Raw genomic sequence first — 12,965 nt, 5'->3', positions numbered from 1 at the left:
TCATGTTGCGGAACGGTCGGTGAAAGATGCGCTTTGCCATAAGGCCATGGTCACCACGAGCGGTCCTTTACTCCACAAGTGCTGGACCGAGCGCCGCGACAATCCCTGGGAGAAGGGCGACTCCCCCCAGTAGCCCTTTGTAAGTCCTTCGGGGATGGCAACCTTCACTGCCATCCCCGGGGCCCCCTTCCCCGGCCCCTCCCCATATCCCCTGTCTTCACGAACGGGCAGGGCTGCCCCGGTTGCGCGGGAGTGGCCCAGCGCCTATCGCCAGCGGTGATGAATGCACGGCGTTGCGATATCGCTATCCTTGGTGGGGGCCTTGCTGGCGGTCTCATCGCGCTTGCGCTGGCGCGGTATCGACCCGAGCTTTCGCTGTTGATCGTGGAACAGGGCGATTGCCTTGGCGGCAACCACGTATGGTCGTTTTTCGCCACCGATACCGATCATGAGGCGACCGAATTGCTCGCACCGATGATCGAGGCGACGTGGCCGGATTACAATGTTCACTTTCCGCGCCACAGCCGCCACCTCGCCACACGCTACAGCGCTATGACTTCGGAGAAATTCGACACGGCACTGCGGGCGGCGTTGCCGGAGGACGCGATCCTCACCCGGCAGGCCGTGAAACACGCCAACGAGACCGAAGTCATGCTGGCGGATGGCACACTCGTTAGCGCGGGCGGCGTGATCGATACGCGGGGTCTGCGCGATGTCTCGCACTTTACCGGCGGGTGGCAGAAGTTCGTCGGCCGCAAGTTCAAGCTGAAGGCGCCGCATGGCCTAGAACGGCCAATCGTGATGGACGCCACGGTCGAACAAATCGACGGCTACCGCTTCATGTACGCCCTGCCTTTCGCGAGCGACGTGATCTTTCTCGAGGACACCTACTACTCGGACAGCAGCGTGCTCGACCGGCCGCTGCTTGAGGCACGGATCGACGCCTACCTTGCCGAACGCGGGTGGGAAGTTGAGGCGCTGATCAATGAAGAGCACGGCGTGCTGCCCGTCGTCGCAGGCGGCGACTTTGCCGGGTTCTGGCGCAATGGCGGAGAGGACACGGCGCGCGCCGGCTCGCGCGCAGGGCTGTTTCATTCGCTGACAAGCTATTCCGTGCCCGATGCAGTTCGCTTTGCGCTCGCCCTTGCCCATCACGGCGCTCTCGATGGTGCGGGTCTGAAGGCGTTCTCTGCCAAGTGGGCTAAAGGGCACTGGGAAAACCAGTCCTATTACCGCATGCTTTCGGCGTTGTTGTTTGGCGGCGCCTATCCGGAAGAACGACTGCGTATCCTGGAGCGGTTCTATACGATGAAGCCGCAACTGATCGAGCGGTTCTATTCGGGGCGTTCGACTTCTTACGACAAGTTCCGCATTCTGGCGGGTATTCCGCCGATCCCGATTCCTCGGGCACTTGGCACGATTACCGGTTTTGGCCGGCAACCGGCGCCGTTGAAGTTTTCAGGAGTTTGAGTTCCACCATGAAGAAAGTCGCAGTCATCGGGGCCGGTTTCGGCGGACTGGCGCTGGCGATCCGCCTGCAGTCGGCAGGGATCCAGACCACCGTGATCGAAGCGCGCGACAAGCCGGGCGGGCGCGCCTACTACTGGGAGCGCGACGGCTTCACCTTTGACGCAGGGCCAACCGTGGTTACCGATCCGCCGTGCCTCAAGGAGTTGTGGGCGCTTTCGGGCCACGACATGGCCGAGGACGTCGAACTCATGCCGGTCAAGCCGTTCTACCGGCTCAACTGGGCGGACGGGACAAACTTCGACTACACCAACGACGAAGCGATACTGAACGCTGAAATCGCCAAGCTGAGCCCGCGCGACGTAGCGGGCTATGCCGAGTTCCTGAAGTTCTCGGCCGGGGTGTTTGAGGAGGGCTATGTGAAGCTCGGCTCGGTCCCGTTCCTCGACTTTGCCTCGATGATCAAATCGGCGCCGCCGCTGATCCGCTATCAGGCGTGGCGGTCGGTCTATTCGATCGTTTCGAGCTATATCGAGAACGACAAGCTGCGCGAGGCGTTCAGCTTCCACTCGCTGCTGGTGGGCGGCAATCCGATGACAGCCAGCGCGATGTACGCCCTGATCCACAAGCTGGAGAAGGACGGCGGCGTGTGGTGGGCCAAGGGCGGCACCAACAAGCTGATCGCGGGCATGGTGAAGCACTTCGAGAGGCTTGGCGGCACAGTGCGGCTGGGTGATCCGGTGGTTCACATCCATTCGCTGGGCGACCGGGTAACGGCGGTCGAAACCAAGAGCGGCTGGCGCGAAAACGTCGACGCGGTCGCCTCGAACGGCGATATCGTGCACTCCTACGCCGATCTGATGCCCGACAATGGCCATGCGCAGCGCCGGGCCAAATCGCTGAAGAAGAAGAAATTCTCTCCGAGCCTGTTTGTCGTGCACTTCGGCGTCGAAGGCACCTGGCCGGGGATCGCACATCACATGATCCTGTTCGGTCCGCGCTACAAGGGCCTGCTGGACGACATCTACAACCACGGCGTCCTGCCCGAGGACTTCTCGATCTATCTGCACCACCCCTCGGTGAGTGATCCGTCGATGGCCCCGCCGGGCATGAGCACATTCTATGCGCTGGTGCCGGTCGCCAACATGGGCAAGCTGCCGGTAGACTGGGACGAAGTGGGACCGCTGATGGAAAAGCGCGTGCTCGACGAAGTCGGCCGCCGCCTGATCCCGGACATCCACAGCCGGATCGTGACGAAGTTCCACTATACGCCGAAGGACTTCTCGGTCGATCTTTCGGCGCATCAGGGCAGCGCGTTCAGCCTTGAGCCGCTGCTCACGCAATCCGCATATTTCCGCGCGCACAACCGTGACGACGCGATCAGGAACTTCTATCTGGTAGGCGCAGGCACCCATCCGGGTGCGGGCATCCCCGGCGTCGTCGGCAGCGCGAAGGCGACAGCCGGGCTGATGATCGAGGATCTGCTGGAAAGGTAATCCGGGCGTGAAACGGCTGGCGGTCTATTGCGGTTCGGCATCGCCGGCAGATGCACGCTATGTTGCGCTGGCGCGGAGCGTGGGCGCGGAGCTGGCCGAGCGCGGCATCGGCGTAGTCTATGGCGGCGGGCGACTGGGCCTGATGGGCGCAGTTGCTGCCGGCGCGCTTGAAGCTGGCGGCGAAGTGATCGGAGTAATCCCGCGCGCACTGGCCGAGGCTGAGGTCGCCAACCCCGATTGCACCAGCCTGACGATCGTGGAAACGATGCACCAGCGCAAGCAGGCCTTCACCGACCTCTCGGACGGGTTCCTGACCTTGCCCGGCGGCGTCGGCACGATGGACGAACTATGGGAGGCGGTGAGTTGGGCGCAGCTTGGTTATCACTCCAAGCCTGTCGGTCTGCTCAATGCCTTCGGTTTCTACGACAAGCTGCTGGCATTCCAGACGCACATGATCGAGGTCGGCTTCATCCGTCCGGTCCATGGCGGGATCATTCTGGCGGAGGCGTCGCTTGATGTGCTGCTGGCGCGCATGGCGGCGCATGTGCCGCACAAACCGATCATCCAGATGTCCGCCAAGGACTTGTGAGGCGGCGTGACTGAACCGCTCGCAGCGCTGCCAAGACCGGACCGCGCTGCTCTTGTTGCCCATGCCCGCGAAACGATCGCCAAGGGATCGAAGAGCTTTGCCGCGGCCTCGCGCCTGTTTGATCAGACGACTCGCGAGCGGGTCTGGCTGCTCTATGCCTGGTGCCGCGCCTGCGACGATATTGCCGACGAGCAGGACCTCGGCGGTGAGCTCGGCACCACGCCTGGCGCGGCGGCGGACGAGCGGCTCGCCCAGATCCGGCGTCTGACCGATCTGGCCATGGCGGGGCTGCCCACCGGCAATCCCAGCTTCGACGCGTTGGGCGTCGTCGCCGCGGAATGCGGGCTGACCCGCGCGATGGCCGAGGACGTGATCGACGGTTTTGCGCTCGATGCGGCAGACTGGACCCCGCGCAGCGAGGCGGACCTGCTGCGTTATTGTTTCCATGTCGCGGGCGCGGTCGGCGTCATGATGGCGGTGGTGATGGGCGTGGCGCCGGACGATGACGACACGCTGGACCGCGCCTGCGACCTTGGCCTGGCCTTCCAGCTCGGCAATATCGCGCGCGATGTGGCGGAGGATGATCGCGGCGGGCGCTGCTACCTCCCCGCCGAGTGGTTGGCGGAAGCCGACATCCCGCCGGGCGAGCAGCTGCGCCCGTGCTACCGAGCGGCGCTGGTTGGCGTTGCCGGGCGCCTTGCCGCACTTGCGGCGGACTATGAAGCCTCGGCGAGGGTCGGCGCGGCGCGGCTGGGATTCAGGCAACGCTGGGCGATCCTTTCGGCGGCGGGCATCTATGGCGCGATTGCGCGCAAGGTCGCGGCTGGCGGCCCGCACGTGTGGGACTCCCGTGTATTCACCTCCCGCAACGAAAAGATCGCGCACGTACTGCGCGCCGGGCTTCAGGCGCTGGGGCGCCCTCGCCATGCGCCGCACCCGCGGTGGTCGCGCATGAGCCTCAAGGCTCTGGCCAAGGGAACATAAGCTAACCGGCTGGCAGCATGACCGTTCGCCGATTGCCGGCAAGGTCTGCAACGAGACGCGCGGCGGCAATGCGGCCAGACATCGTCGCCATGGGAATGCCCGGCCCCGGGTGGACGCTGCCCCCCGCAAGGTAGAGCCCCGGTACTTTCCCGCGCGCCCCGGCCCGCGCAAAACTGCCCATCATGCCATGGTTTGCGCGGCCATAGAGCGCGCCTCCGCTGGCAGGAAACAGCGCATGAAAGCCTGCGGGATCCGTGACGACCGGCTCATCCACGGCGGTAAGTTCAAGGCCGCAATCCTGCATCAAGCCCACGCTGCGGCGAGCGAGATCGGCGACGACGGCATCGGGAAGTGGGCCGAGGTCGCCATCGGCAGGCGCGTTTATCAGCGCAAGGAGGCGTTCTGGCGCACCCGCGGGGTGGTTGCTCCCCTCCCCCCGATCCTGCGCGCAGAGGTAGACGGTAGGCGTTTGCGTGATCCGCCGTTCCTTGAAAATTGCTTCGAACTCTGCTCTGTAATCCTCTGCAAAAAATACATTATGATGAGCAAGCTCGAAGCCGGATGTGCGGGCGGCAGCACACCAGGTGACGGCGGAGAGAGAGCGCCTGCGCGGCGCGGTCACCGGGACAGGACGGACTTCGTCCGTAAGCGCGGAGATATCGCCATTGAAGACAACGGCATCGGCGGCAAGACGTTCGCCGCCTGCAAGCTCGACACCCGTGACCCGTCCCCCCTCGACCACGATCCGGTCCATATGGGCGCCGAAGCGGAACGTTGCCCCGTGTCTTTCGGCAAGGCCGGCAATCGCGCGCGCCACTTCGTGGATGCCCCCGCGCACAAGCCAGACGCCCTCCTGTTCGACATGCGCGATCAACATGAGCGTGGCGGGCGCGGCCCATGGCGACGCGCCGACATAAGTGGAATAGCGCCCGAACAACTGGCGCAGGCGCGCATCCTTGAAATGGTCGCCAAGCGCGCCCCAGAGCGTGCGCATCGGGACCGTACGCATCAGCGCCGGAATGCCGAAGGGGCCGAGCCGCGCCACCAGACCGGGGATCGAGGGCCGCTCGGCAGCAATGAACGAGGCGGCAAGCGTCTTGTAGATATCCGCGCTGCGGGCGCAAAAATCGAGGTAGGCCTTTGCCTCGGCGGCACCGGCGAAGTCTCCGATAGCCTCGGCAGACCGGCCTACATCGGCGAAGAGATCGAGGTTTCCGCCCTGTCTCCACGCGTGGCGAGCCAGTGTCTCCGCAGTAATCAGGCCGAGATGATCCTCCAGCCGCTCCCCCGCATCGCCGAACAGGCCATCGAAGATCCAGCGCATGGTGAAGACGGTTGGGCCGGCATCGATGGCAAGACCGCCGCTCTCGACCCGCCGCATCTTGCCGCCAAGGCTGGCGGCGCGTTCGACAACGGTGACCTCAAGCCCTTGCCTCGCAAGGTCAGCGGCTGCGGACAGGCCGCCCATCCCTGCCCCGACGACGACGACCTTGCGCGCCACGTCAGTCCGATGCCGCGGCGCGGCGCGAGCGGAATTGCGGGACGATGCTGATACCCGCCTTCTGATCGATGCGGATGCGGTGGTAGATGAGGATGATAAGGCCGGTAACAAGCGGCACCGACCACATCGCCGGATTGAGCGCAAGTGAAGGGAACAAGCGCACCGAGCCGAATGCAAGGAAGGCCGTGTAGACCGATATTCCCGCCCCAACGAGCGCCTTCACATGCTCCTTCAGCCACATCACCGGGGAAGGATTGCGCGAATAAAGGAAAACGAGATTGGTGATCCCGGTGGCCATGCCGACGACGGAAATCAGCATCATCAACGGCTGATGAATGCGGGCGCCATCCCAAGCGCAGACAATCGCAGCAATCATCACTGCGAACTGGAGCGCGATATTGAGCGGCGTGCGATTGGCCGCAACATTGCGGCGGTTCTGCACGCAAAGCCAGCCGTACCACGCCAGATTGAGCGTGAGGATCGCGTTGTGGAGCATCATCACCCCAAACATCCCGCGCACGAAATCGGCATCGAACTTGCCGACGAGGTGCGGGTGCACGGTCATCGGATCGAAAAGCGTGAACAGGCTCATCGTCAGCGCCAGGCAGCCGGTGGTGAGAATCGCCTTGGTGAAAATGCGGCCCCACTTGCGATGATTCACATCGCCCTTGCGCCCCACGACCGGCACCCAGAACGCAATCGCACCGGTCGCCCCAGCGGCGATATGGGCTGCAATCAGGCAGCGGAACACCAGCAGTTCCATCGCATCCCCCCGGGCTCACTATCGGCCGCGACTATTCCACTGGACAGGTCCGGTGTAAACATAAGATGACACTGACGAACCTATCCGGGATGTCCGCTTGACCCAGACTGCCGCCTACCGCCCACCGCGTCCGAACTCGCTGGGAGCCATCATGGCGCTGCTGCGCGTCGCGCTCAGGGGCGATGGCGACCTCCTGAGCCTGCTCCCGTCGAGTGCCTATCGCTGCGATGTCGGGCCGCTCGGCTATTCGCGGCGGTCGATCCTGATAGTCAACAGACCAGATGAGGTTCGGCGCGTATTATCTGATCCTGAAGGCATTTTTCCCAAGAGCGACCTCATGGTCGATGCGCTCGCCCCGCTGATTGGAGATTCGATCTTCGTCTCCTCCGGCGAAGTGTGGCAGCGGCAGCGGCGGATGATCGATCCTGCCTTCACGATGATGCGCGTGAACCGGGCGTTTCCTGCCATGCAGGAAGGTGCAGAGGCCTGCGAGGAGACCTTGGCAGCCCGCGCAGCGGACGGCACCGCATTCTCGCTCGACCTGACGATGAGCCACCTGACGGCAGACATCATCTGCCGCACGGTATTCAGCACAGGACTGGAGACGAGCGCCGCGCACGATGTGTTCGATGCCTTCACCGTGTTCGAGCACAGCGTCGCGCAAGTCGAAATCCGGCGGCTCATCATGGCCCCGGCCTGGACGCCGGTGCCGCAAAAGGACTTCGTACTGGAGGCCTGCCGCCGCATCAGGGGCCACCTCGGAGATCTGCTCGATACCCATGTGGGGCCGAATGGAGAGCACTTCGACGATATCGCAGCAGCCGTGATCGCGGCGCGCGATGATTTCACGCGGACAGCGTTCACGCGCGAGGAACTGATCGATCAGCTCGGCGTGCTGTTCCTTGCGGGGCACGAGACCAGCGCCAGCGCGCTTACCTGGGCGTTCTATCTGCTGGCGATGCAGCCAGATCTCGTCGCGCGGGTGCGGCAGGAAATCCGCGAGGTGGCCGGGGAGGACGGCCCCATCGGATTCGAGGAGACCAAGCACCTCATCACCGTGCGCAACGTGTTTCGCGAGACCCTGCGGCTCTATCCGCCGATCACGTTCCTGCCGCGCGTTGCAACGGAGGCGACCACCATCGGCGGGCGCAAGGTGAAACGCGGAGCGCTGGTGATGGTGGCGCCGTGGGTGCTCCACCGGCACAAACGTTTCTGGAAGGATCCGGATGTGTTTGATCCGGATCGCTTCCTGCCCGCGCGCGAAGGCGAGTTGACGGCAGGGGCCTACATTCCCTTCGGACAGGGGCCGCGCGTGTGTGCCGGGGCCGCATTTGCGCTGACCGAGGCGGTCCTGCTGATTGCCCGGCTGTTCCGGCGGTTCGACTTCCATGTCGAGGATGCGGGTGCCGTGCGGCCGGCAGCGCGGCTGACCACGCGGCCTGCGAAGCAGGTCATGGTGCGGGTATCGAAAGCGTGACGTCATGACGACGGTCCTGCTCACGCTGGGGCGGCTGCCAAAGGCGCTCGATCTGGCAAGAGGATTCAGCAAGGCGGGGTGCCGTGTGCTTGTGGCGGAGCCCTATGGCTGGACGCTTGCGGGGGCTTCGCGGCACGTCGCGCGCGAGTTCAGAGTGCCGCCGCCCAGTGCGGGCAAGGCCGCGTACCTCGAGGCGCTGGCGGATATCGTGTGGCGCGAAAGCGTCGACCTCGTCGTGCCGGTCTCGGAGGAAACGATGCATGTTGCGCACCTCGCGGGCATGTTGCCGGAGGGGGTACGGCTGTTCACGATGGCGCCGGAACAGGTGTTGGCGCTGCATGACAAGGCACGGTTCGTGAAGGCGGCCTCGGCAATGGGGTTGGCCGTTCCCCAAAGCGCACCACTCGGCTCCGCTGAAGCAGAAGATCTGAGGCGGACCGGACCCGTGGTGGTGAAGCCAGTCTTTTCGTGCTCCGGCAATGGGCTTCAGATCCTGCGCGGCGGGGAGCCCCTTCCCCCCGCCGATCCGGCCGCACCGGCCGTCGTGCAGCGGTTCGTTGAAGGGCGCGAGCACAGCACCTGCTCCATCGCCCAGGATGGCCGCGTAGTAGCGACCATGGTCTATCGCGGTGCGGTCATGTCCGGCTCGGTCGCGGTTGCGTTCGAGCGGGTGGATGTGCCGGCAATCGATGCGTGGGTTTCCCAGTTCGTTGCAGAAACGCACTGGAGCGGGTTTATCTCGTTCGATTTTATCATCGATGCTGCGGGCGTGCCCCATGCCATCGAATGCAATCCGCGCGCGACGAGCGGAGTGCATTTCTGGGAAGACGAGGACATTGCGCGAACCGTACTGGAACCCGGCTGGCAAGGTCAGGTGCGGGTGCGTCGGCAACGGACTCTCCAGCAGTTCTACGCCTGCCTGACCGAGACACAGGCGGCAATGCTGCGGGGCAAAGGGTTCTTGCCGAGCCTGAAGAGCCTCATCACCACTCGTGACGTCAGCTGGGATTGGCGCGACCCGTGGCCCTTCATGAGCATGATCCTGACCTCCTGGCCGATCATCTGGCAATCGATCACCAAAGGCGCGCGCTTTGGCGAAGTGGCGACGCTGGATGTTGGCTGGTACGAAGGCTGAGACAAATTTTTCCCTCGTGATGTAACCAATCGCTCGGTTGGTCCGAAGCGGTGGGTGCGGCACTTGCGCTTCCGGTCGGGAAGCGCATGCTCGCCGCGCGCACAGCTTGGCGGAGCGGGACAATGGCGACACAATTTGCGGAAAGCGGAACCGACGGCCCGCCCGGGCGAGCAGAGGCTGATACCTCGCCGCTGATCTATCGGACAAAGCTGCCGGTGCGGATCTGGCACTGGGTCAATGCGCTGAGCATCTTCGTGATGCTGATGAGCGGGATGATGATCTTCAACGCGCATCCCCGGCTCTACTGGGGCGTTTACGGCGCGAACCCCGATCATCCGTGGCTGGTCATCAGCCACCGTGGGACGAGTGGGTTCGTCCAGCTTGGCGGGTTCGAGATCGCGACGACGGGCTTCCTCGGCTATGCGCAGGGCGTTCCCTATGCCTTCCCGCCGCTGGTGACGATCCCTTCGACCTACAGTCTGGCGGACGCACGCCAGTGGCACTTTGCATTTGCCTGGGTACTGCTCATCAGCGCCACGCTGTTCATGGCATATAACCTTGTTTCCGGTCACTTGCGCCGCGATCTTGCGCTTAAACCCGAAGAACGCAGCCTTTCGCACCTGTGGCATGACATCAAGGAGCATGCCCGCCTGCGCTTCCCCACGGGCGAGGCAGCAAGGGCGTACAATCCGCTGCAGAAGATCGCCTATCTGGGCGTGCTCTTCGTGCTGATCCCGACCGTGATCCTGACGGGTTGCACGATGTCCCCCACGCTCAACGCGGCGTTCCCATGGCTGGCCGAACTGTTCGGTGGCCGGCCGTCAGCGCGCTCCATCCACTTCCTGTGTGCCTTCGGGTTCGCGCTGTTCATTGCAGTCCATCTGCTGGCCGTGGTGCTGGCGGGGCCCTTCAACGAACTGCGCTCGATCATCACCGGCTGGTATCGGCTGCCCAAGGAGCGTTCGAAATGAGCGGCGAAATCAACAGGGAAAAGACCTCCGGCCTGATCCTCCCGGCCGAACGCCCCACCTCGCTCGTCACGCGGCGTAACGCGCTGATCGGCGGTGCAGGCCTGCTGCTGGCGGGCTGCGACCAAATCAACGCCTCGCCGACAGTGAAGTCCGCGCTGAACCTTGGCGAGAAGGCGACGCACAGTGCGCAGCGTCTCGTAACGGACCGCAACGCGCTGGCGCAGGAATTCAGCCGGGCCGAAATGTCGCCGGTGTTCCGCCAGAACGGCAACCAGAACCCCAATACGTCCGAATACAACACGCTCGCCGCCAACAAGTTTGCCGATTGGAAGCTGGCGGTAGACGGCATGGTGGCGCATCCGCTGCAGATCAGCCTCGCGCAAATGATGGCGGCGCCTCGGCGTACGCAGATCACCAGGCATGATTGCGTGGAAGGCTGGAGCGCGATCGGGGAATGGTCGGGCGTGCCGCTTGGCCTGATCCTCAGGCGCGCCGGCATGTCCAGCAATGCTAAATACGTGGTGTTCCATTGCGCCGACAGCACTGGCGGCATCCCGTACTATGAAAGCATCGACATGATCGACGCCTTCCACCCGCAGACGATCCTTGCGACGCACATGAACGGCGAACTGCTCACAGTCGGCCACGGCGCTCCGCTGCGGCTGAGGGTCGAGCGGCAGCTGGGCTACAAGCAGGCCAAGTATGTCATGCGCGTGGAAGCGGTGGCCTCGCTCGAGGGCATTCATGGCGGCGGGGGCGGCTACTGGGAAGATCACCGCGACTACCAGTGGTTCGCGGGTATCTAGACCTTCACGATTCCCTGCGCGATCAGGCTCTTGGCGCAATCGACGATCGATTGCTCTGCGGGCCTGGTCTTCCAGCCGAGGCGCTCGAGCGCATGCGCGGCGCTGGCATCGCGCACGTTGCCGAGTTCGCCGACGACCTGCCGGATCAGCGGATTGAACGTGGCGGCAAAGCGCACAAGCCAGTCCGGCAGGCGGCGCGTGGGCACGTTGCGCGCTTCGAGCGGCATCGCGGTGCGCAGAATCTGCGCGACTTCGATCATCTTGAGGAAGGGACCGGAGGCGATGAAGCGCTCGCCATCGAGCCCCGGCTCGGTCAACACGCGGACATGGAGATCGGCCAGATCGCGCACATCGACGATGCCGAAGCCTAGATCGGGGCAACCAGGCAGCGCGCCCGAGAGCAGCTGGTTGACCATCTCGATCGAGGCGGAGAAATCACGCCCCCAGACCGGCCCCAGCACGGCAGCGGGATTGATCGAGAGGAATTCCATGCCGGCTCCCTCCTTTGCCATCCAGTCGCGTGCAGCACGTTCGGCGATGGTCTTGGACTTGACGTAGGCATAGGCATCGCGGCTGTGGACGTTGGTCCAGTCCGCCTCGGTGAAGTGGTGGTGCCCCTTGCCATGACCATAGGCGATGGCGGCCACCGACGAGGTCTGGACAAACCGCTGTACTCCGGCCGCCTTGGCGATGCGAAGGGTACGAATGGTCCCTTCGCGTGCGGGGATGATCAGGTCGTCGGGATTGCGCGGCGGCTTGCTGCTGAAGGGCGAGGCGACATGGAGGGCATGACTGCAGCCCTCCATCGCCTCGGCCCAGCCGGCATCGGCGGTGAGGTCTGCCGCGAAGAACTTCAGCGTTTCGGCGCTACCGCCCAGCAGCGGCCGTAGTTCAACCTCGCGCTTCAAGCTGCGGACAGTCGTGTGGACCATCCAGCCTTCGGCGAGCAACTGCTGGATGATGAACCCGGCGATATAGCCGCTGCCACCAGAGACGAGGACGGTCTTGCTCATGGCTTATCCCTTCAGAAACGCAGCATGATCGAGCGGGCGAGCGCTGGAGACAACGAATAGACCCAGCGCAGGATCTTCACCATGCCGACATTCGCCTCGTCCGCTCCGCTTTCCATCGCCGCAATGATCTGGCGCGCGCACTCCTCAGGCGGAAGCTTGTTGCTGCCGCGCCCCGCTGTCATCGCGGTATCGACCAGCGGGGGCAGCGCTTCGAGGACATGGATGCCGGTGCTCTTGAGCTGCGCGCGTAGCGCAATCGTGTAGCTGCGCAGCGCAGCCTTGGTGGCGCAATAAAGCGGCGCACCCGCGCTGGGAGCGATGGCAAGGCCTGACGTCACGTTGACAATCATCGCCTCGCCGCGCCCCCGCAGCCTTGGCATGAGGCGACCGATCAGGCGGACCGGCGCATGGACGTTGAGCCAGAGGGTGCGCTCGTCGTCCGCTTCGACCGGCGGCGCCTCGCGGAAATCGTGCGCAGTGCCCATGCCAGCGTTGTTGATCAACACATCGATATCGCGGCCGGCGAGGCCCGCCAGCACTGCCTCGATACCATCCGGCCCGGCGAGATCGGCGGCGATCACTTCGAAACCGTCCGCCTGCGCCGCTGCGATCCGCTCCGGCGTCCGTCCCGTAACGATGAGGTTTGCGCCTTTGTCGCGCAATTGGCGGGCGAGCCGAAGGCCGATGCCGTCGGTCCCGCCCGTCAACAGAATGGTCTTGCCCTGCAGCTTCACGCGGTGCTCCCCGAAGTGTTTCAGGGAGA

12 protein-coding genes are annotated in these 12,965 nt (G+C 64.3%); 8 read left to right on the top strand and 4 right to left on the bottom strand.

The genetic code is table 11. From position 1 onward, the window contains the following. Nucleotides 1-279: 279 nt before the first annotated feature. The 4 genes from crtY to NSE01_RS00740 are packed head-to-tail and all read left to right on the top strand — an operon-like array spanning nt 280 to nt 4,536. Complete coding sequence (gene crtY / locus NSE01_RS00755; protein ID WP_147157705.1) at nt 280-1,470, top strand: lycopene beta-cyclase CrtY; 1,191 nt, start codon at nt 280-282, stop codon at nt 1,468-1,470. Between the two features lie 8 nt (nt 1,471-1,478). Then, entirely contained in the window at nt 1,479-2,963 is a 1,485-nt protein-coding gene (locus NSE01_RS00750) for a phytoene desaturase (protein ID WP_147157704.1), read from the top strand. A 7-nt stretch (nt 2,964-2,970) separates the two neighbouring features. Beyond that, nucleotides 2,971-3,552, top strand: coding sequence for an LOG family protein (locus tag NSE01_RS00745; RefSeq protein ID WP_147157703.1), 582 nt, complete (start codon nt 2,971-2,973; stop codon nt 3,550-3,552). 6 nt (nt 3,553-3,558) lie between these two features. Then, complete coding sequence (locus NSE01_RS00740) at nt 3,559-4,536, top strand: phytoene/squalene synthase family protein (protein WP_246134963.1); 978 nt, start codon at nt 3,559-3,561, stop codon at nt 4,534-4,536. Between the two features lies 1 nt (nt 4,537). Here the strand turns inward: NSE01_RS00740 and crtD are convergent, their stop codons facing one another. Together crtD and NSE01_RS00730 are read right to left on the bottom strand one after the other, a co-directional pair. Then, nucleotides 4,538-6,037 (bottom strand): 1-hydroxycarotenoid 3,4-desaturase CrtD, encoded by a 1,500-nt coding sequence (gene crtD / locus NSE01_RS00735; RefSeq protein WP_147157702.1) that lies wholly within the window; start codon nt 6,035-6,037, stop codon nt 4,538-4,540. Between the two features lies 1 nt (nt 6,038). After that, nucleotides 6,039-6,800, bottom strand: a complete 762-nt coding sequence (locus NSE01_RS00730; RefSeq protein ID WP_147157701.1) for a hypothetical protein — start codon at nt 6,798-6,800, stop codon at nt 6,039-6,041. 97 nt (nt 6,801-6,897) lie between these two features. Here NSE01_RS00730 and NSE01_RS00725 point away from each other — a divergent pair, with 97 nt between their 5' ends. The 4 genes from NSE01_RS00725 to NSE01_RS00710 all read left to right on the top strand — a co-directional run bounded on the left by NSE01_RS00725 (nt 6,898) and on the right by NSE01_RS00710 (nt 11,189). Continuing rightward, the gene (locus NSE01_RS00725) at nt 6,898-8,277 is read left to right on the top strand and encodes a cytochrome P450 (RefSeq protein ID WP_218033226.1); all 1,380 of its coding nucleotides are present in this window, start codon (nt 6,898-6,900) and stop codon (nt 8,275-8,277) included. Nucleotides 8,278-8,281: 4 nt separating this feature from the next. Then, a complete protein-coding gene (locus NSE01_RS00720; RefSeq protein WP_147157700.1) occupies nt 8,282-9,412 on the top strand; it encodes an ATP-grasp domain-containing protein in 1,131 nt (376 codons plus the stop codon). Nucleotides 9,413-9,534: 122 nt separating this feature from the next. Next, entirely contained in the window at nt 9,535-10,383 is an 849-nt protein-coding gene (locus tag NSE01_RS00715) for a cytochrome b/b6 domain-containing protein (protein WP_147157699.1), read from the top strand. Beyond that, nucleotides 10,380-11,189 (top strand): molybdopterin-binding protein, encoded by an 810-nt coding sequence (locus NSE01_RS00710; protein ID WP_147157698.1) that lies wholly within the window; start codon nt 10,380-10,382, stop codon nt 11,187-11,189. Before NSE01_RS00715 ends, NSE01_RS00710 begins: the two co-directional genes overlap by 4 nt. On the opposite strand, the gene NSE01_RS00705 is transcribed toward NSE01_RS00710, so the two are convergent. Then, the gene (locus tag NSE01_RS00705) at nt 11,186-12,202 is read right to left on the bottom strand and encodes an SDR family oxidoreductase (RefSeq protein WP_147157697.1); all 1,017 of its coding nucleotides are present in this window, start codon (nt 12,200-12,202) and stop codon (nt 11,186-11,188) included. The genes NSE01_RS00710 and NSE01_RS00705 overlap by 4 nt on opposite strands. A gap of 11 nt (nt 12,203-12,213) precedes the next feature. Then, nucleotides 12,214-12,936 (bottom strand): SDR family oxidoreductase, encoded by a 723-nt coding sequence (locus NSE01_RS00700; RefSeq protein WP_147157696.1) that lies wholly within the window; start codon nt 12,934-12,936, stop codon nt 12,214-12,216. Nucleotides 12,937-12,965: the final 29 nt, after the last annotated feature.

This window comes from Novosphingobium sediminis (assembly GCF_007991615.1).
Lineage (GTDB): Bacteria > Pseudomonadota > Alphaproteobacteria > Sphingomonadales > Sphingomonadaceae > Novosphingobium > Novosphingobium sediminis.
This window is presented reverse-complemented; position numbering and strand designations above follow the sequence as displayed.

Excerpts from the sequence above, each read along its gene's own strand:
- NSE01_RS00710 (WP_147157698.1), top strand. The coding sequence starts at position 10,380 with ATGAGCGGCGAAATCAACAGGGAAAAGACCTCCGGCCTGATCCTCCCG.
- NSE01_RS00705 (WP_147157697.1), bottom strand. The coding sequence starts at position 12,202 with ATGAGCAAGACCGTCCTCGTCTCTGGTGGCAGCGGCTATATCGCCGGG.
- crtY (WP_147157705.1), top strand. The coding sequence starts at position 280 with ATGAATGCACGGCGTTGCGATATCGCTATCCTTGGTGGGGGCCTTGCT.
- NSE01_RS00730 (WP_147157701.1), bottom strand. The coding sequence starts at position 6,800 with ATGGAACTGCTGGTGTTCCGCTGCCTGATTGCAGCCCATATCGCCGCT.
- NSE01_RS00715 (WP_147157699.1), top strand. The coding sequence starts at position 9,535 with ATGGCGACACAATTTGCGGAAAGCGGAACCGACGGCCCGCCCGGGCGA.
- NSE01_RS00720 (WP_147157700.1), top strand. The coding sequence starts at position 8,282 with ATGACGACGGTCCTGCTCACGCTGGGGCGGCTGCCAAAGGCGCTCGAT.
- NSE01_RS00750 (WP_147157704.1), top strand. The coding sequence starts at position 1,479 with ATGAAGAAAGTCGCAGTCATCGGGGCCGGTTTCGGCGGACTGGCGCTG.